This window comes from Mitsuaria sp. 7, from assembly GCF_001653795.1.
GTDB lineage: Bacteria > Pseudomonadota > Gammaproteobacteria > Burkholderiales > Burkholderiaceae_C > Roseateles.
Window position 1 is genome coordinate 1,181,206 of the sequence record NZ_CP011514.1, and the last position, 17,270, is coordinate 1,198,475.

13 protein-coding genes are annotated in these 17,270 nt (G+C 71.6%); all 13 read right to left on the reverse strand.

The window, feature by feature from the left end:
* Window positions 1–4 precede the first annotated feature (4 nt).
* Window positions 5–1,405 carry an ATP-binding protein gene (locus ABE85_RS05200; RefSeq protein ID WP_067270776.1) on the reverse strand — a complete coding sequence of 467 codons (1,401 nt, stop codon included), beginning with the start codon at window positions 1,403–1,405 and terminating at the stop codon, window positions 5–7.
* Window positions 1,389–3,398 carry a contractile injection system tape measure protein gene (locus ABE85_RS05205; protein ID WP_067270780.1) on the reverse strand — a complete coding sequence of 670 codons (2,010 nt, stop codon included), beginning with the start codon at window positions 3,396–3,398 and terminating at the stop codon, window positions 1,389–1,391. The genes ABE85_RS05200 and ABE85_RS05205 overlap by 17 nt, the downstream gene beginning before the upstream one ends.
* Window positions 3,391–6,201, reverse strand: coding sequence for a hypothetical protein (locus ABE85_RS05210; RefSeq protein ID WP_067270783.1), 2,811 nt, complete (start codon window positions 6,199–6,201; stop codon window positions 3,391–3,393). The genes ABE85_RS05205 and ABE85_RS05210 overlap by 8 nt, the downstream gene beginning before the upstream one ends.
* A 37-nt stretch (window positions 6,202–6,238) precedes the next feature.
* Window positions 6,239–7,039, reverse strand: coding sequence for a hypothetical protein (locus tag ABE85_RS05215; protein ID WP_067270787.1), 801 nt, complete (start codon window positions 7,037–7,039; stop codon window positions 6,239–6,241).
* The gene (locus ABE85_RS05220) at window positions 7,036–10,920 is read right to left on the reverse strand and encodes a hypothetical protein (protein ID WP_067270789.1); all 3,885 of its coding nucleotides are present in this window, start codon (window positions 10,918–10,920) and stop codon (window positions 7,036–7,038) included. Before ABE85_RS05220 ends, ABE85_RS05215 begins: the two co-directional genes overlap by 4 nt.
* Window positions 10,917–11,387 (reverse strand): GPW/gp25 family protein, encoded by a 471-nt coding sequence (locus tag ABE85_RS05225; protein WP_067270793.1) that lies wholly within the window; start codon window positions 11,385–11,387, stop codon window positions 10,917–10,919. Before ABE85_RS05225 ends, ABE85_RS05220 begins: the two co-directional genes overlap by 4 nt.
* Before the next feature lies 1 nt (window position 11,388).
* Window positions 11,389–11,688, reverse strand: coding sequence for a PAAR domain-containing protein (locus tag ABE85_RS05230; protein WP_197507205.1), 300 nt, complete (start codon window positions 11,686–11,688; stop codon window positions 11,389–11,391).
* A 19-nt stretch (window positions 11,689–11,707) separates the two neighbouring features.
* Window positions 11,708–13,501 (reverse strand): type VI secretion system tip protein VgrG, encoded by a 1,794-nt coding sequence (gene vgrG / locus ABE85_RS05235; protein ID WP_067270797.1) that lies wholly within the window; start codon window positions 13,499–13,501, stop codon window positions 11,708–11,710.
* A gap of 1 nt (window position 13,502) precedes the next feature.
* Complete coding sequence (locus ABE85_RS05240; protein WP_082938339.1) at window positions 13,503–14,267, reverse strand: LysM domain-containing protein; 765 nt, start codon at window positions 14,265–14,267, stop codon at window positions 13,503–13,505.
* 1 nt (window position 14,268) lies between these two features.
* Window positions 14,269–14,436, reverse strand: a complete 168-nt coding sequence (locus ABE85_RS27370; RefSeq protein WP_157521954.1) for a DUF5908 family protein — start codon at window positions 14,434–14,436, stop codon at window positions 14,269–14,271.
* 61 nt (window positions 14,437–14,497) lie between these two features.
* A complete protein-coding gene (locus ABE85_RS05245; RefSeq protein WP_082938340.1) occupies window positions 14,498–15,079 on the reverse strand; it encodes a phage tail protein in 582 nt (193 codons plus the stop codon).
* Entirely contained in the window at window positions 15,079–15,537 is a 459-nt protein-coding gene (locus ABE85_RS05250; RefSeq protein WP_067270800.1) for a phage tail protein, read from the reverse strand. The genes ABE85_RS05245 and ABE85_RS05250 overlap by 1 nt, the downstream gene beginning before the upstream one ends.
* Window positions 15,538–15,641: 104 nt before the next feature.
* Window positions 15,642–17,258, reverse strand: coding sequence for a phage tail sheath C-terminal domain-containing protein (locus ABE85_RS05255; protein ID WP_067270804.1), 1,617 nt, complete (start codon window positions 17,256–17,258; stop codon window positions 15,642–15,644).
* Window positions 17,259–17,270 lie beyond the last annotated feature (12 nt).

A 17,270-nucleotide genomic window follows, 5' to 3' on the forward strand; every position in this document is an offset into this window, starting at 1 on the left:
GCGGCTACACCGTGCGTCCTTCCTTGCGCAGTTCCTTGGCGATGCCCCGGCGCAGGTCGGCCGACAGGATGCGATCGCGTCCCGCCTGCATCGCGTTGATCGCGCCGAAGCGCACCACGTTGGCGATCGCGCCGCCGGCGAGTTCATGTCGTTCGGCGAAGTCGGCCAGGTCCACGTCCACGTCCAGCCGTCCCGTGTGCCGCACCATGCCTTCCCACAGGCGCAGGCGCTGCTCGGCGTCCGGCATCGGGAAGTACACGGCGGACTGGAAACGCCGCGCGAAGGCGTCGTCGATGTTGCCCTTGAGGTTGCTCGCCAGGATCACCGTGCCGGGGAAGTCCTCGACGCGCTGCAGCAGGTAGGACACCTCCTGGTTGGCGTGGCGGTCGTTGCTGCTCGAGGTCGCGGTCCGCTTGCCGAAGAGCGCGTCCGCCTCGTCGAAGAACAGGATCCAGCGCCGGTGCTGCGCCTGGTCGAAGACCTGCGCGAGGTTCTTCTCCGTCTCGCCGATGTACTTGGAGACCACCATCGAGAGATCGATGCGGTAGACGTCCGCGCCCACCTTGTCGCCGATCAGCGTCGCGGTCAGCGTCTTGCCCGTGCCGGGCGGTCCGAAGAACAGGCAGCGGTAGCCGGGCTTGAGCGCCTTGTCGAGCTGCCAGTCCCGCATCAGCGTCTCGCCGTGGCGGGCCCAGGTGATGATGGCCTCGACCTCGTCCATCACGTCGGGGTCGAGCACGAGGTCGTTCCAGCCGAGCTTGGTCTCGATGAGCTTGGCGGGGAACTGCGTGCTGTAGTCGGGCTTGCGGGCCTCGCCGGTGCACAGCAGGTCCAGCGTGTCCGCGCCTGCGAGCAGCGCCGATCCGTACCAGGGCTCGCCGGGCGCTTCATGCGCGAGCCGCACCAGCCCCAGCCGGCGCAGCGGCGCCGTCTCGTCGAGCATCTGCCGCAGCGCGAAGCGGCGCGCCAGGTCCTCGCCGGCGATCAGGAAGGCGGCCGTCTCCACCGTCGGCAGGAAGCCGCCGTGGTGCCGGCCCTTCCAGCCGCCGAATTCGCAGAAGCCGCGATCCAGGTTGCGGTTGCTGACGAAGAGCAGATCCATCAGCTGCGGCCGCAGATGCGGCGCGAGCGCGAGCGCGAGCACCAGCCGCTCGGCCGGGCCGAGTCCGCCTTCGTGGATCAGGCGCGTGAGGTCGTCCGCCGGCTCGGCCGACGGCGCCGGGAGCGCAGGCGGCGGCGGCAGTTCGCCGCGATCCGTTGCGCTGAGCGGCGACGCCACCGCCTCGTCCTGTCCGAAGTGCCCGGCCAGGCGCAGCTGCAGCACGCGGTCCAGCCAGTGCAGCTCGGCTTCCAGCGCGCGCGCGTTGGTCGTCGCGCGCGGCGACGGGTCAGCGCCAGTCCACATGAATCACCCTTTCCATCCACGGATGACGCACGGTCGCGTAGCCCCATGGCAATTGATCGATCAGCATGTCGAAGGGGCCGGGCTCCACCGCGAGCTGCCATGCGTCGTCGCGGCGTTCGAGCACGCCGGTGCGGCGCAGGAAGCTGCCGCGCAGCCCGTCCATCGAGGTGGTGCCCAGGATCCGCCAGTGCTGGATCACCGCAGCGATCAGGCCCTCGATCGCCTCGCGTTCGGGGTCGGACAGCTCGATCAGCCGCGGCACCGTCGTCTCCAGCGGGATGCCGCACAGCAGCTTGTTGAGCGCGAGCTCCGGCTCCGGCGCGGCGGCATGGCCGGTCGCGAGCGCCTGCAGCAGCAGCGCGCCGCGCGCGGCCGCCTCCGGTCCGGTGAAGGCGCGGTCGTCGGCGAGGCCGAGCATCGAGAACAGCCGGGGCAGATAGGGCGAGACCAGCACGAGTCCCGCGTTGCCGACGGGGATCTGCTCGGCTGAAGGATCGATGCCGGGCATCTCCGCGGGGATCGTCGACGGGCGCGCCTCCTCGGCCGCCGGCGCTGCGGGGCCCTTGCGCCACGGCAGCCGCAACGACTTCAGCGCGGCCGCCAGCACCGACGTGGCCGCGCGCACGGCACGGTCATACCAACGCGCTGCCGGCTCTGCGCCGGGCGTCGCATGCCGTTCCAGATCCTCGCGAACCTCCGCTTCGTAGCTGGCCGGATCGAAGCTCGACGTCGGATGTCGCACGGCGTGGCCGAGTGTTGCCTGCCAGAGCCGGCGCCGACGCGCCTCGATCGTGGCGCCGTCCGTTGTCGACGGAGGAGGGCGGATCGACGAGGAGAACGGACTCGCCCCGCGCGATCCCGGCGCTCCTGCCGCGAAGCCGCCGGGCCGGTCGCCGGACACGGTGCCCGACGCCACGGCGGCGATCCACGCGGCGACGGCCTCGGCCGCGGGCTCGGCCATCCACAGGCTGAGCAGACGCGGCAACAGCGGCTCGGGCAAGGCCTGCACCAGGCGCTCGCGCACGGTCGCGGTCTCGCCGACGCGCTGCAGCGTGGCGCGCAGCCAGTCGCGGTCCTCGCGCAGCAGCGGCGCCCAGGCATGCGCGACGGCGTTCAACGGATCGCTGCCGGTCGAGAAGGATGCGCCCGCGTCCAGCGCCGCGAGCAGCTGTGCGCGCAGCAGCATCAGCGCGGCAGGCCGTGGGGCGATCGCATGGTCCATCGCCTGGCCGAGCACCGACTCCCACAACGCTGCCCGCGTGCGCGGCGACCGGCCGTCGCGACGGGCCTGCGCGACGATGTCGAGCAGCCGCGCCGCCGCCGCCGGCTCGCCGGGCATGAAGGCGTGGACCAGCGTGCCCAGCAGGTGCTCGTCGAATTGCGCGGCCAGACGCTGCAGCAGCGCCGCACGGTCCGGCGCGGCGCGCAGCGCGACGACAAGCTCGCCCGCGTCCTCGCGCAGCGCGTCGCGCGCGAGGCTGACCGGATCGTCTCCGCGCCCTTGCCAGGGCAGCCGGCCGTGTCGCAGGAAATGCAGCAGCGCCTCGCGTCGCGCCTGCGGCCGCGTGCTCACGCGCAGGCCGGTCGCGCGGCCGGAGGCGCTGGTCGCGCCGGGACCGCGCAGTTCCTCCAGCACGCGGCGCAGGCGCTCGCGCAGCAGGCGTGGCGCTTCGGTCTCCCACTCGGCCTCGGGCAGTTCGCCGAGGTCGATCTCCAGTTCATCCAGACGCCAGTGCTCCTCGGGCGGGCAGCAGGCATCGAAGACTTCGTCGATCACGCGCAGCATCGGCCCTTGGACGCAGGCGAGCAGGCGCGCCTCCAACTCACCCGGCGTCATGCCGATGCCCTGGCCGAAGCCCTGGCCGATGCCATCGCCGGAGCCCGGGCCGATGCCCGGGCCGCTCCCCTGGCCGAGACGCAGGCCCGCGCCGAAGTCCGCGTCGATCGTCATGCGTTCGACGAGGTGCGAGGAGGGGCGGTCGGACTCACGCATGGCCTTGCACGATCGGCCCGTGGCCGTCGTCCTCTCCGCGTCGCCCGCTACCGCTAACGCCGCCCAAGGTCGGGTCGTCGTCGACTCCCAGGCGCTCGATCACGCGGCACGCGGTCTCGTCCGCCAGCGTCCGCGCGCGGTCGTCGCCCGGCGCTTCCGTCCAGGCCAGGCGCGCCTCCAGCCAGGCGGCATAGGTGTCTTCGAAGCGCTGCATCGGCTCGGCATCCAGCCACAGGCAGCGCAGCGTCAGGTGCGACGGGCAACTGATGCGCAGCGTCTCTTCGGCGAAGTTCCGGAACGCCGGTTGCGAGGTGCGCTGCGTCCACCCCGGCAGCACCACCGTCACGCGCAGCTGATGGAAGTCCTTCGACAGTCCCAGCCGCGCATGCGAGAGCCCGTCCTGCCGCAGCGGACGCAGCAGCACGTGCTCGACGACGTGCAGGCCTTCGCTCTCCTGGTCGAGGTGACGGAGGAACAGCCGCAGGCTGGCGGCACCGCGACGCGCGGCGGCGGCGTCGGGGAAATCGCCCAGCAACCACCATTGCCTGTTCTCGTCCGGCCCGAGGATGAGGCGGCGCGCTTCGCCGCCGCCGCCTGCGCTGCCTGCACCGCCCGTGCCGCCCGTGCCACCACGGCTGCTCGCGCTGCCGAACCCGCTAGCCACCGGCATCAACCGGAAGCGTGCGCTGTGCTGGCCGGCGCGCAGCAGCCCCGCAGGAATCGGCAGACGCAGCCAGGGCATGCGCTGCAGGTCCTCGCGCACCTGCTCGCGGCCGGCCGGCTGCACCGCGTGGCCCGCGGACGGGGCGAGGCGCACCGCCTCGTCCTGGCCGTCGAGCAGCCAGGGCTGATGCGCGGCGCCCGGCTTTGCGACGAGGGTGAAGCGCTGCTCGCGCAGCGCGCGTGTCAGCGGCCGGTCGTGCGACTGCTTGAAGCCCAGCAGCAGGCTGGCGCGGCGCTGCAGCCCGCCGCAGTTGTCCACGACGTCCCACGACGGCCGGGTCGGATCGAAGCCGCCCGCGCGGTCGCGCGTCAGCTGCACGATGTCGCGCAGCCAGGTGGCCTTGTTCTCCAGCAGCAGCGTCTCGGACTCCTCGGGGCTGAGGTGGCCGAGGAACTGCCGCATCGAGTTCTGCGTGTAGGTCTCGCCGTGCAGCGCCAGCAGGTGGTCGAGCGCGCGGTTCTTGCGCCGCGCCGAACGGTCGAAGGGCTTGTACACGGCGTCGGACACGACCTCGGGCGCCTCCTTGTAGAGCTCCTTGAGGCCCGGCACGACCTTGGGGCCGATCATCTGCGTCCACAGGCCCTGGCGCGCGCCGGGCGCGACCGAGAACAGCTCGCGCAGATGCTGCAGCTGTGCCAGGCCTTGCGCGATGGCCTGCTCCTGCATCACCAGGTAGGCCTTGAGCTGCCTGGCGCGCGCCTGGCGCTGCGCCGGCGCGGTGGTCGGCACGCCGTAGCGCCCCAGGCCGTAGATCGCGGGGAGGTGGTCCTGCACCGAGACGTAGGTGTCGAGCTTGCGGTGCACGCCGCGCGGCAGCAGCTCGGCGGCGCGCGCGGCCTGCTCGGTGAGTCCGTGCGCCCGATGGGAGCGGCCGGCCGAGCGCAGGTCCTCCAGCCGCCGGCGCAGGTCGTTCCATGCCACCGGCACGACGTTGCCGCGGCGGCGCACGCTGATCGTCGAGGGCACGTCGCGGTCGGGCAGGCGCAGCGACAGCGCCCAGTCCGGGCCGCGCCATTCGACCGAGCCCGCCGTGGCCTCGCGGCCCTCGGCCCGCAGCGCGACCACGCGGGCGTCCACGACGCCGGGCACGGACAGCACCACCGTCGTCAGGTCCGAGAGGAACAGGCGCTCGGTGGCGTAGCCCGCTTCCGGCGCCGGTGCGTCCTCGATGAAGCCGTTGCGCAGCGCCGGCCCGGTGTAGATGCGCTCCAGCGGGTGGCCTTCGCGCAGCAGCTCGTCCAGCGTGCGCGAGACCGCCGCGCGCGCGATGTGCCGCGCGCAGCGGTCGTAGACCTCGGCCAGGATGTCGACGGCGTCGCGCGGGCCGGCGACGTCGATGTCGGCCTGCAGGTCGCAGGGCACGTCGCGCATGCGGACGATGTCGGGATGCAGGTCCTCGCCGAGGTTGCGGCGCTCGAAGTAGGCGGCGCGCGCGGCGGCGATGCGCTCCGCGGCGACGTCGTCGGAGAGGGCGGGATCGCGGCGTGATCCGCCCGGCGACGACATCGCCGATCCGCTCGTCAGGCCACTCGTCAGGCCGCTCGTCGATCCGGCCATGGATCGCCCTGTGTCCTGCGTCAGCTGCAACTGCAGCCGGTACAGGCCGGTACCGGGCTCGGGCACCAGCGTCGCGTCGTCCAGGCCGGGTGTGGCGTCGAGCAGGTGGCGCCGGTAGTCCGCCGGCGTGGTCGGCCGGCAGGGGAAGACCTCCGCCGGCGGATGCAGCGACAGGGCCTCGTAGTCGATGCTGCCGTCCGGTCCGGTCAGATGGTCCGCCACCGGGAAGCCCGCGCGGTAGACGACGTCGGTGAGTCCGAAGCACAGCTGCTCCAGCATCGTGATGCCGGGGTCGTGCAGGTTGTGGTCGGTCCACACGCCGCCGCTGAGCTGCTGCAGCAGCGTGATGCCGCGGGCGCGCAGTCCGTCGAAGCCGACGTCGCGCTCCTCGTCCGTCGTCGGCGTCAGCTTGGCCGGCGTCGTCGGTGGGGGCTGCACCACCGGACGCACGACCGGTCCCGACGGATCCGACGGATCGGACGGGAAGGCCGACGTGCGCGTCGTCGCGCCGCCCGCGCTCATGGCGTGCCTCCGAGGGCGATGCCGCCTGTCCGTGCGCTCATGGCGTGGCTCCCGACATCTCCGGGTCGAACCACAGCTGCGACACGGAGGCCTGGATCACCTTGCCCTCGCCGTAGTCGCATTGCGTGCGGATCTGCAGCCGGTAGCTCGCGCGCCGGCCGTGCTTGCCCTCCCAGCGCAGCTGGATGCGATCGCAGCGGCGGCCGTACCAGGCGTGCTGGCTGCGGATCCGCTTGCGCGGCGACAGGAACTCCAGCCAGCCCGGCAGCGGGTTGTAGGTGTTCATCGCGATCGCATGCAGCATCGCGAAGCGCCCGCCGTCCTTCTGCCCGACGCCGGCCATCACCTCGAAGGCCTGGCAGCCGTTCAGCGGACCGGTCAGGTTGTGCCATTCGCCGTCGGCCTTGAGCGGCTGGCCGACATCGTCCACGCTCCGCAAGTCGCCGAGCCGCCCCGTCGACGCGACCACGCCCGCGACCTCCAGCGCCTGGCGCGGCCTCGCGGTGCCGATGCCGACGCGGCCTTCGGTGTCCAGCGCCAGCACCGGGTCCCGCGTGCCGGCGGCGCGTGCGTCGCCGTGGTGGAACAGCAGCTGGTCGCGGTCGCCGCCGTAGGCCATCGACCAGATCGCCTCGCGGCCGCTCTGCTCGCGGTAGAAGCTGATCAGCGCGTCGTGGCTGACCGGCGTGGAGACCTCGAAGCCGTTCTCCGGCGTCTTGCGGAAGCCCTCGTCGCTCATGTTGAGCGTCGAGTCGATCAGGTCGCCGAAGTGGTCGCTGGTGGGCAGCCGGCCCTCCTGGAAGAACTGCTTGAGCGTGTCGCGGTTGCGGGTCGTCATGGCGCGCCCCTGCCGATCACGAAGGCGGGCCCGGCATCCTGCCGGTCCGGTCCGCCAATGACGAAGGTGCTGCCGACGGCCAGCCGGTCGACGCCCGTCGCGCGCGGCGACACCGTCTCCGGAAAGCGGTCGACCGCGGTGAGGATGTGCTGCGGCATCGGCAGCGCGATGCTCCACGGCAGCTGCGCGCGCGCATGGGCGGCGCCCGTGGCGGGCCGCGCGCCGTCCTGGCCGGGCGGATCGGCGCCCAGCGGCGCGCGGGCGGTGTCGGCCAGCGTGTAGACGTCGCGGTCGTCGCAGGCGATGGTGATCAGCGACAGCTGCGTCACGAAGCTCACGCCTTCCAGCGCGCGCAGCCGGGCCTCCAGGTCCTCGCTGCGCACCAGCCAGTCGAAGCGCGCGCCGTAGCCGTCGTCGAACCACGGCGACAGGTAGTGGACGATGGCCTCGTTGACGCGGCGCAGCGTCGCGCCTTCATGCGCGCCGCGGGTCAGGCCGAGCGTGGCGCGCAGCTGCAGCCGGTCGTAGGCGGGATTGCGGACCTGGAAGCGCGCGAAGGGCGAGCCGATCTCCGCCAGCGCCGCGGTCATGCGGGCCAGCTCCACGGCGTTGAAGCGGGGCGCGGCGCAGGCCAGGGCGGGCAGGTTGCGCGGCAGCGTCGGGATCACCACCGCGGTCACGCCGCCGCTGCCGTCCTGCGCGGGCAGGCAGCGCGCCTTCATCACGTCGGGGAAGCGCGAGAGCAGCAGCCGCTCGACATCCCAGCCGACCGAGGCGCGCCCCTTGTGCTGCAGCCGCTCGCCGGCGCGCGTGATCATGGCCCGCTCGTCCTCCTCGCGCTGCAGGCTGAAGGAGCGCCCGACCTGCGTCACCGAGGCCAGCCCCGGCAGCGTCGCCGACGGCCGCACGATGACGCCGTCGACCAGCGGCTCCGGCGGCGCGGGCGGCGCGCTGCCGTTGCGCGGCGCGGGGACGCTCCGGCCCGTGTCCCCGGCATCGCCCGGCATCTGCCGCCGCAGCCGCACGCCCTGCGTGCGCACGGACACCAGGCCGGCGAAGCTGTCGAACTCCGCGCGCGCCGACAGCCGCAGCCAGTACAGCCCGGCCGGCATCACGGTGTGGTCGGTGCTCATGTCGCGCGGCAGGTCCAGCGTCACGATGCCGGAAGTCAGGCAGCCGTGCGTCGTGTCGCCCAGCACGCGCGAGGGCGCCAGCGGCCGCCATTCGTCGTTGGCCAGCGTCGACCACTGCACCGTGCGCGGGCGGCTGCCGTTGAGCAGGCTGCGCGCCGACGACTCGCGCAGCTGGAACAGCAGCGTCAGCACGCCGCCGGGATCGCAGGAGGACAGGCCGATGTAGAGGTTGCCGTCGGCGCCCAGGCGCGGCAGCAGGTCGTGCCCGCCGCCCGACATCGCCGAATACAGCGTCTGCAGGCCGAAGGGATGGAGGTGGAACAGCCGCTCGCCGTCGACGCCCTCGGGCGGATCGTCGTCGCGGTCGAGCGCGATGACGCTGGCGGCCTGGTAGTTCAGCGAAATGCGCTCGATCACGGGGGTGTACGGCGGATTGGGCAGCGGGCCCGGTCGCTTCGTGCGCGCGTTGGCGGCCACGGTGGCGGCCAGCTCGATCGGATAGGCCGTGTGGCCGAAGGCCGCGCGCGGGCCGCTGAGCTGCAGCCGGCACAGGCCGTTGCGCGGGATGGGCATCGTCGACCAGTCCTCGTCCGTGGCGCGGCTGAGCTTGCGCACCGAGCCGGGATCGATCTCGATGTGCTGCGTCGCGATCAGCTCGCCCGCCGGGTTGGTGCCGGCGAACAGCGGCTGGTTGGCCGAGCGGTTGGCGCAGGCCTGCCACTGGCTGTCGCGCAGCCAGGAGATCTCGGTGTTGAAGTGGCCTTGTCGCAGTTCCTTGCCGGCGGGGCCGCCGTAGCCCGCGTAGTGCGTGTCGAAGCCGCCGGGCTCGAGCGGCAGGCCGCCCCATTCGATGTCCAGCGAGAGCCGCTCCAGCGTCTTGCGCGCCGCCTCGGGCGAGCCGACGACCAGGTAGGACGACAGGCCCGGCAACGGCCCGAAGGGCGCGAAGGCCTTCGACGGATCGAGCCGGCCCAGGCTGTTGGCCAGCCGCACGTCGCGCACGCCGCGCACGCAGACGCGCAGGTCGACCTCCGCCAGCGGCAGCCGCGCGAGCAGCGAGTACGGATAGAGCCGCCCCTGCGTCGCCACTTCCAGTCGCAGCACCGGCAGCCGCGTCGGCCACTCCGCGCCATGCACCCCGGGATCGACGCCGGTGATGGCCGGCGCGTCCGCGCGCAGCCGGATCAGCAGCGAGAGACCGGCGCCGGCGGCGCGGTCGAGCCGGCTCTCGACGGTCCACCAGCCCGTCGCCGTGCTCAGGCTCAGGCGGAACGCGCCTTGCAGCAGCCGGTCGAAGATCAGCGCGCGGTGGGGCGGGCCCGAGCCGTCGAACATCGCGGGCAGGCCTTCGCCCAGCAGGCGGTGCGCGGCGTTGCGCATCGAGACCCAGTCGGTGTCGCGGAGGTCGTCGGGGGAGGGCGTCGCCGCATCCCCTCCGGCCAGCAGCCACTGCGGCACCAGATCCCCGAAGGCATCGCGGAAGGCGTCCGCGGTCTTGGCGCGCAGCACCGCGTCGCGCAGGCTGCGCAGGTCCGGCGCGGCGCCGGACGAGGTCTGGCGCAGGATCACGCGGATCTCGCGCTCGCCCTCGCGCAGCAGGAGCAGCGGCGAGGCGATGGCCAGGCCGATGCGCGCATCCTCGGCGCCCGCGCCGCCGGCCGCGCCGAACAGCGGCCAGACCGTGCGGCCGTCCGCCACCGGCCGCGCGACCTTGGCGCGGGTGACGTAGTTGAGGTCGCGCTCGGGCGCGATCAGCCGGTCCCGTTCCAGCCGCAGCGTGCGCAGGGTCTCGACCTTCGCGTCGGTGACCGTCAGCGGCCCGTCGCTGACGAAGCGCACCGGCCGGCCCGCCGCGTCCTTGCCCGCGTCGAAGGCGGTGCCCGGCGGCAGGTGCACGTCGCCCGGCGCGCGCAGGTCGCGCTGGCAGGCGAGGTAGACGGTGTCGGCCCGCGACGGCGCGGGATCGAATCCCAGGCAGTCGCGGTAGTAGAACGCGGTGTGCCGCGCGGGGAACCGGTTGACCTCCTGCTGCGCCGTCTCGCACACCTTCAGGAAGGCGACCAGCAGCGCCGCCGCGGGTTCGTGGTTGGCCGTGGCGATGCTGTCGGGCAGCAGTTCGCGCGCCAGCCGGCGCACGTCGTCCACCGCGCTGAGGAAGGCGAAGAAGCGCTCGCGCAGCCGCTCGCGGTCCTCGCGCTCGGCGTCGGGATCGGCCGGCGCCTCCTCGCCGATCTGGCGATGCCACATGCGCGAGAGCTCGCGCTCCACCGGTCCCGGCGGCCGCGGGGCGGCGGGAGTGTCCTCGCCCTGCAGGAAGCGCCGTTCCACCCAGCGCAGGTCGGCGGCGAGCTGCTGGTCGACCAGCAGGTGGATGCGCTCGCGCAGCACGCGCGGCGCGGTGTCGCTGATGCCGGCCAGCGCGCGCCACCACAGGTCCAGCCAGCCGGCCAGCGTGAGCACCTGGCGCGCCAGCTGCGGCAGCGGCGCCGAGTCCACCTCGCGCCCGAAACGCTGCTGCAGCGGCCACGGATCGACCGCGGCGATGCGCGCCATCACCAGCGTCGGATCGGTGGCGAAGAGCGTGCTCCAGTCGCCCGCGTCGTGGTCGTCGAGGTCGATGAAGCGCAGGTGGCGCGCCAGTTGCGCCGTCATCTCCACGCGCTGCTCGAAGTCCAGGTCGTCGGGGCGGAAGTAGCCCGGCGCCAGGGCCATCGGGAAGCGCTCGCGCTGTTCGGTGCCGGTGCTCATGCGACCCCCCGTCCGGCCGTTTCGCCCCTGGTCATGCCGCTCCGCGGATCGTCCATCCCCAGCACCTCGCCCTCGCGCAGGTAGAGCGGGAACACGAAGTTGTGGCGGCTGTTGCTGCTGCGCAGCGTGTAGTCGAGCTGGATGCGCAGCACGCCGTCGTACAGCCCGGAGGTGTCGATGGCGATCGCGTTGAGCGTGATGCGCGCCTCGAAGAACAGGATGGCCTGCTCGATCAGGCTGCGGATCTCCGTCAGCGTGCTGTCGTTCATCGTCTCGAAGACCATGCGCCGCAGCGGGCAGCCGTAGCTCGGGTGCATCACGCGCTCGCCGGGCGCGGTGGTGAGCAGGATGCGCAGGCTTTCCTCGACGTCGGTCACGCCCGACACCATCACGCCGCCGCGCGTGCGCCGGTCGAAGGCCGGCGGGAAGGCCCAGCCGGTGCCCAGGAAGTCGTGTTGGCCGTCCATTTCAGCCCCCGATCAGCACGGTCGGCAGGCCGATCGCGATGTTGCCGCCGTGCGCGGTGGTGTCGCCGACGCGCGCCGCCGGCTTGTTGCCGATCAGCACCGTGGCCGAGCCCTTCACGATCGCGTCCGGCGGACCGACGCAGGTCGCGTTGTCGCCCACGACCGCGGCGGGCAGCATGCCGATGAGCACCGTCGGCACGCCCGGGCCGATGACCGGGCCGCCCACGTGCGGGATGGGCGGCAGGCCGGGCGTGACCATGGGGCAGACATGCAGGTCGGTGAGGCGGGCGGCGGGTGGCACGGGGACTCCTGACTCGGTCTCAATTGATCATGACCATCGCGCCCTTGACCACGGTCTGACCCGAGGCCGAGAGTTCCGCGGAGGCGTTGCCCTTGGCGGAGAAGGCGATCTGCGCTTCGCTGTTGACGTTCAGGCCGCTGGTCTTCACGTCGGCCTTGGACGTGATGGAGACCGCGCCGACCGCGTCCAGCTTGATCTGTCCCTTGGCGGTGACGGTGATGTCCTTGGGGCTGTCGAGCGCGATGCCCGAGGGACTGAGCTCCACCGTGTTGCCGTTCTGGTCCGAGAGCAGGATGGACTTGTCCTTGTCGCTCAGCACGATGCGGTTGTTGCCCGGCGTGGTGACGGTGATGACCTTGTCCTTCTCGTCGAACTCGAGCTTGTGCTTGCAGCGCGTGACGAAGGCCTTGGTGTCGTTGGGCGCGGCCAGCGCGTAGGGCGGCGCGCGCCCGCTGCTGTAGAGGCTGCCCAGGATCACCGGATGCGAGGGGTCGCCGGCGAAGTAGCCCAGCACGACCTCGTCGCCGACCTCCGGCAGGAAGAAGGCGCCGAAGCCGCTGCTCGCGTGCGACTGCAGCAGCCGCGCCCAGACGCCTTCGGTCTCGGCCTGCAGCACCGGCACCTTGACCTGGACGCGCTGCTCGCCGGCGGGGTCGGCGTCGAGCTTCATCACCACGCCGACCTGCAGCCCCGGCACCGGCGGCAGCAGGCCGGCGGCCGGTTGCGCCGGCACGTCGGCGCGCGCGCTGAACCAGTCGGGATCGAGGCCAAAGTCCGCCTCGGTCGTCCACGCGCCGTCCTCGATGTGGTGACGCAGCCCGGTGATGAAGACCGTGCCGCTGAAGCGCTTGCCCACGCCCTGCAGATCGATGAGTCCGCCGACCTTGGCCTTGGCGCTGCCCTGGAAGCTCAGCCGGCCGCGCAGCCGCGCGAGTCCCGACTTGAGCTGCTGCGCCTTGGCCCACTGCGTCAGCATGTCGCGCGACTGCGGCGCGCCGGCCTGCATCCGGAAGCTCGCCAGGCCGATGACCTCCGACAGCGTGCTGGTGTCCAGGTCGCCCTGCACCGGCAGAGACGCCGGATCGGCGGCGGTGCCTTCCAGCGCGGCCTGCGCCTTCGGGTCCCAGGACACCGCCATCGCGCTGCCGTACTGGTGGCGCGCGTCGACGTCGCCCTCGAAGGAGATCAGGTCGATGCCGTAGGTGACCGACAGCGCCGCCTCGCCCGTGGCCTTGGGCGCGACGACGGCCAGCGTGCCGTCGTTGACGAGCACCAGCATGCCGTTCGCATCGGCCCGCGTCAGCAGGAAGTCCCAGTCGCTGCAGAAGTGCTGCACCAGCTCGGGGTGCGTGATCGTGGTCGCGTCGATGTCGGTCGACAGGCCGTGCGCGCCGGCCAGCGTGCTCATGATGTCGCTGTCGAGTTGGTCGATGTAGTTCACGTTGCGGCGGCCGACCGTCATCTTCACGGCCTTGTCGCGGCAGTCGACGACCAGGCGCGCGTCGTTGTCGCCCTCGACCCGCAGGCCGTGGCGCACGACCAGGCCTTCGAAGATGGTCTCCTCCTGCTGGCCGTAGCCGGCCTGCACCGTCAGCGCGGCGCCCGGCTTGAAGTGGGCCGCGTCGCTGAGCGGGAACTCGCGGTCCGGCATGTCGCCGTCGTTGAACACCAGCCGCGCGCTGGGCACGGTGTTGGCGGCGCGGCGCACGGTCACCGACATCAGGTCGGCGCTTTCGGGCAGGCGCTCGCCGTCGATCAGCACGCTGAGCGTGACGACGCCGACGGTGTCCTGGAGGGGGGAGACGCCGGGCATGTCAGGTCCCGATGGGGGGGAACTTCAGCACCGTCCCCGCGGGGATGTTGCGGAAGTCGGTCAGGCCGTTGTAGCGGGCCACCTTCATGAAGGCGGAGGGGCTGCCGTAGACCTCCTCGCAGACGGCGCCGAGCGAGTCGCCTTCCTTCATCGTCACCGTGCGCGTGTTGGCGGCGCTGCTGGTGCGGTTGGTGACGCGTTGTTCCTCGTGCTTGCTCATCGCGCCGACGAAGGCCAGGTCGACCTTGGCCCGCAGCGGATCGCCGCCCGGCTTGAACAGCGTGTACTGCGCCTTCAACGACTCCAGCCGGCCGAAGAAGATCAGCGTGCCCCAGAGCACGCGCACATAGGGCGGCTCGGCGCGCAGGTCCACGTATTCGTAGACCACCTTGTTGAGCTGCGCGAGCTGGCCCTTCACGTCGGGCGGCTGGCCGGAGACGGGCGGCACGACGCCGGTGCCGTCCAGCACGATGCTGAAGTTGACGCGTTCGTCGCCGACGCTGGCGAACTTCGGCTCGATGCCGGCCGAGCCCTGCGACTTGGTGGTGTCGTACTTGATGCCGAAGCTGTGGCTGACATCGGCGGGGTTGATCTGCGCCTGGAAGTTGGTGTCCTTGTCGAGCTGGACCGTGCCCACCTTGCTGAGGCTGTAGCGCGTCAGCAGCAGCCGGGTCAGCTCCGGCGAAGCGCCGTCCACGGCGGGGCCGCGGGCGGTCGACGCGGAGGCGGGCGCGTTGTTGGCCGTGGCGTTCGAGGCGGCCGCCATCTCAGCGCTCCCGCTGCGCGCGCAGCCGGTCGGTCAGCCAGGCGCGGCATTCGGCGAGCAGCTGCTCCCGCAGGCGCTGCAGGTCCCGCGGCGCGATCGCGGGCGCGGGCGGCGCCGGGGCGGGCGTCACCTGCGAGCGGATCAGCAGTTGTCTGACTTCGATGCTCATGATGGGTCTCTGTCCTGGTCGTCTCACGCGGCGTCACACCGCGGTCCGTGCACCGGGGTCGTCACACCAGTCGGCTGGAGCCGGCGTAGGCGAACTCGATGCGCTCGATGGCGACCTCGTTGCGCGTGGCCTGGAAGGCCTCCACCGACCACTTCACCGGATACGCGTTCTGCACCGACCACACCCGCAGCGGGCCGCCTTCCTCGTCGAGCAGGAAGACGTGCAGCTGCTTGGGGATGATCCGCTGCGCCAACCCGCCTTCCAGCACCGTCTGGCACCACAGCAGCAGCCGCGACTCCATGGTCGCGATGCCGCGCGAGAGCACCAGCTTCGGGTGCTTCACCGCCTTGGGCAGCAGGTGCACGAAGGCGTTCTGCCCGCCCTCGACCACGCTCTCCGTCTCCATCTCCGGCCCCAGGCCGGTGACTTCGCGGAAGGCGCCGTCCGCGTCCTTCGCGCTGGCCCCGAAGGTCACCGCGAAGTGGAAGGCCGGGGGCGGGTAGAGCGCCGCCGCCTGCGGTCCCTGCGGACCCTGGGAAGGCGGCGCCCCCGTCGCGCCTGCGGGTCGCGGCGCCGGCGCGCGGGTCACCCGCGCCGACGGTCGCGCCGCGGGCGGCAGCGGCGGGGCGGGCGGGACCGCCATCAGGCGTTGGCGATGACGAGGCCTTCGTGCGCGATCACGATGGTCTCGATCGCCACCTCGTTGCCGGTGGACTTCAGGTCGGTGCTGGTGATCTTGGTCGGCCAGGCGTTGGTCAGCGTCCACACCATCGTGGGTTTGCCGGCCTCGTCCAGGAGACTGATGGTCACCGGCTTGCGCTTGATGGTGTTCATCTTGATCTCGTTGAACCAGTCCCAGAACTTGTTGTCGCCCTTGAAGACGCCCTTCTTCATCGTGACGTCGCTGTACTTCTTCATGCCGGGCATCTTGAGCACCGAGAACGCGGGGCTGTCCCCGTGCCGGTACTCGATGGGTTGCGCTTCCACGTCCAGTCCGGACACTTCCTGGAAGGACATCACCGCCGAATCCCACTTCACTTCGAAGCGGAACTTGGGAAGTGGCCATACCGTGGCCGATTGCGCTGATCCGTCGTCTGCCATTGCCTGCCTCCACGAGGGTTAAGAGGTCGAAAACTTGAGGGGTGCGCGATGCCGCGCCGCGGGCCGGATGCCCACGATGCCGATGGCATCGGGGCTTCGTCCCGTCACGACTTCTGCATCTGCTGCTGGAAGGTGATCTCGATGAACTCGGCCGGGCGGCTGATGGCGACCAGGACGGTCACGCGCAGGATGCCCTCGAGGATGTCCTCGGGCGTCATCGTCTCGCCCAGGCCGACGTGCACGCTGAAGGCGTCGTCGGGGACCGCGCCGGCCAGGCCGCCGCGCTTCCAGATCCCGGTGAGGAAGCTGGAGATCATGCTCTTGATGGTCACCCAGGTATTGGCCACGTTGGGCTCGAACACCATGGCCTTGGAGGCCAGCCGGCAGGACTCCTCCAGCATGATCATCGTGCGGCGCACGTTGATGTAGCGCCAGTCCAGGCTGTTGCCGTCCAGGGTCCGCGCGCCCCAGACCAGCACGCCTTCGCCGATGAAGGAGCGGATCGCGTTGATCGACTTGCCTTGCGTCGTGACGTTGAGGTCTTCCTGGTCCTCGTGCGAGATGGTGACCTCGGGCGACACGACGCCGTTGAGGCTGACGTTGGCGGGCGCCTTCCAGACGCCGCGGCTGTTGTCGACCATCGTGTACACGCCGGCCATCGCGGCCGAGGGCGGCAGCAGGTTGAGCCGGTTGCGCGCCTCGGTCATCACCGTGTTGTAGAGCGGGCTCATCGAGACCAGGCTCTTGTGCAGCAGCGACTTGTGCGTCTCCACCGCGACGGCGAGCGCGGCGGGCGTCAGCGCCTTCTGCTTCTCCAGGTCGGACTTGGTGGAGGTGTTCACCATGTCCGTCACGTACTTCGTCCAGTCCTCGTCGGTCTTGACGATGTCGGCCACGGCCTGCGTCTGCTGCGCGGTGCGCGGGGGCATGGCGGGGTCGACGGCCTCGGGCAGCGACAGCTCCTGGCGCAGCAGCTGGGCCAGCAGCGCCGGGTTGGCGATGCGGGTGTAGTCCAGGTCCTTGTCCTGCACGACGGTCGTGTTGACCCACGGGTAGTAGGCCGTCGCGAAGTCCAGGAAGTTGACGCCCAGGTCGTTGCGGAAGCCCTCGATGGGATCGCCGCCCGGGTCCTTGCGGTCCAGGTAGCCGTTCCAGACGTCCAGGATGGCGATGCGGTTGCGCATGCGGCCGCCGCAATGCTGCAGCATGGCCTGCTGGACCGCGACGCAGTCGGCGCGCTTGAGCAGCACCGCGTCGGGGATGACCAGCATGGTCGGCTCCTGCTCCTTGATGAGCGTGTCGATGCCGTCGGTCAGTTGCTGTGCCTCCACCAGGCCGCCGTAGTTGCCCACGGAGACGATGTAGCAGGGGCCGCCGCCGTTCTGGAAGAAGTGCACCATGCCGTGGTACAGCAGGAAGCGGCCGCCGTCGGCGCCGTCGGCCTGCGTCAGGGCGTAGTCCTTGTCGTCGCCGCGGAAGTCGGAGCGCGTGTTGGCCGGCGCCTCGGCGATGGTCAGGTGGGGATCGGGTCCGTGGCCGAAGTAGGTGTGGTACTCCGCCATCGAGCTGATGCGCCAGGGCTTGTTCAGCAGCGACTTGCCGCCGTTCTCGGCGCGCCGGGTGTAGCCGACGAAGGCGGGCACCGCGGTGGCCACCTCGACGACCGAGTTGGGGAATGCATTCTTCTCGACGATATAGACACCGGGTGTCTTCATAGCCATGGCGGCCTCCTC

Bases quoted from the DNA above. Each gene is read 5' to 3' on its own strand.
- ABE85_RS05200 (WP_067270776.1), bottom strand. From the start codon at position 1,405: ATGTGGACTGGCGCTGACCCGTCGCCGCGCGCGACGACCAACGCGCGC.
- ABE85_RS05205 (WP_067270780.1), bottom strand. From the start codon at position 3,398: ATGCGTGAGTCCGACCGCCCCTCCTCGCACCTCGTCGAACGCATGACG.
- ABE85_RS05210 (WP_067270783.1), bottom strand. From the start codon at position 6,201: ATGAGCGCGGGCGGCGCGACGACGCGCACGTCGGCCTTCCCGTCCGAT.
- ABE85_RS05215 (WP_067270787.1), bottom strand. From the start codon at position 7,039: ATGACGACCCGCAACCGCGACACGCTCAAGCAGTTCTTCCAGGAGGGC.
- ABE85_RS05220 (WP_067270789.1), bottom strand. From the start codon at position 10,920: ATGAGCACCGGCACCGAACAGCGCGAGCGCTTCCCGATGGCCCTGGCG.
- ABE85_RS05225 (WP_067270793.1), bottom strand. From the start codon at position 11,387: ATGGACGGCCAACACGACTTCCTGGGCACCGGCTGGGCCTTCCCGCCG.
- vgrG (WP_067270797.1), bottom strand. From the start codon at position 13,501: ATGCCCGGCGTCTCCCCCCTCCAGGACACCGTCGGCGTCGTCACGCTC.
- ABE85_RS05240 (WP_082938339.1), bottom strand. From the start codon at position 14,267: ATGGCGGCCGCCTCGAACGCCACGGCCAACAACGCGCCCGCCTCCGCG.
- ABE85_RS27370 (WP_157521954.1), bottom strand. From the start codon at position 14,436: ATGAGCATCGAAGTCAGACAACTGCTGATCCGCTCGCAGGTGACGCCC.
- ABE85_RS05245 (WP_082938340.1), bottom strand. From the start codon at position 15,079: ATGGCGGTCCCGCCCGCCCCGCCGCTGCCGCCCGCGGCGCGACCGTCG.
- ABE85_RS05250 (WP_067270800.1), bottom strand. From the start codon at position 15,537: ATGGCAGACGACGGATCAGCGCAATCGGCCACGGTATGGCCACTTCCC.
- ABE85_RS05255 (WP_067270804.1), bottom strand. From the start codon at position 17,258: ATGGCTATGAAGACACCCGGTGTCTATATCGTCGAGAAGAATGCATTC.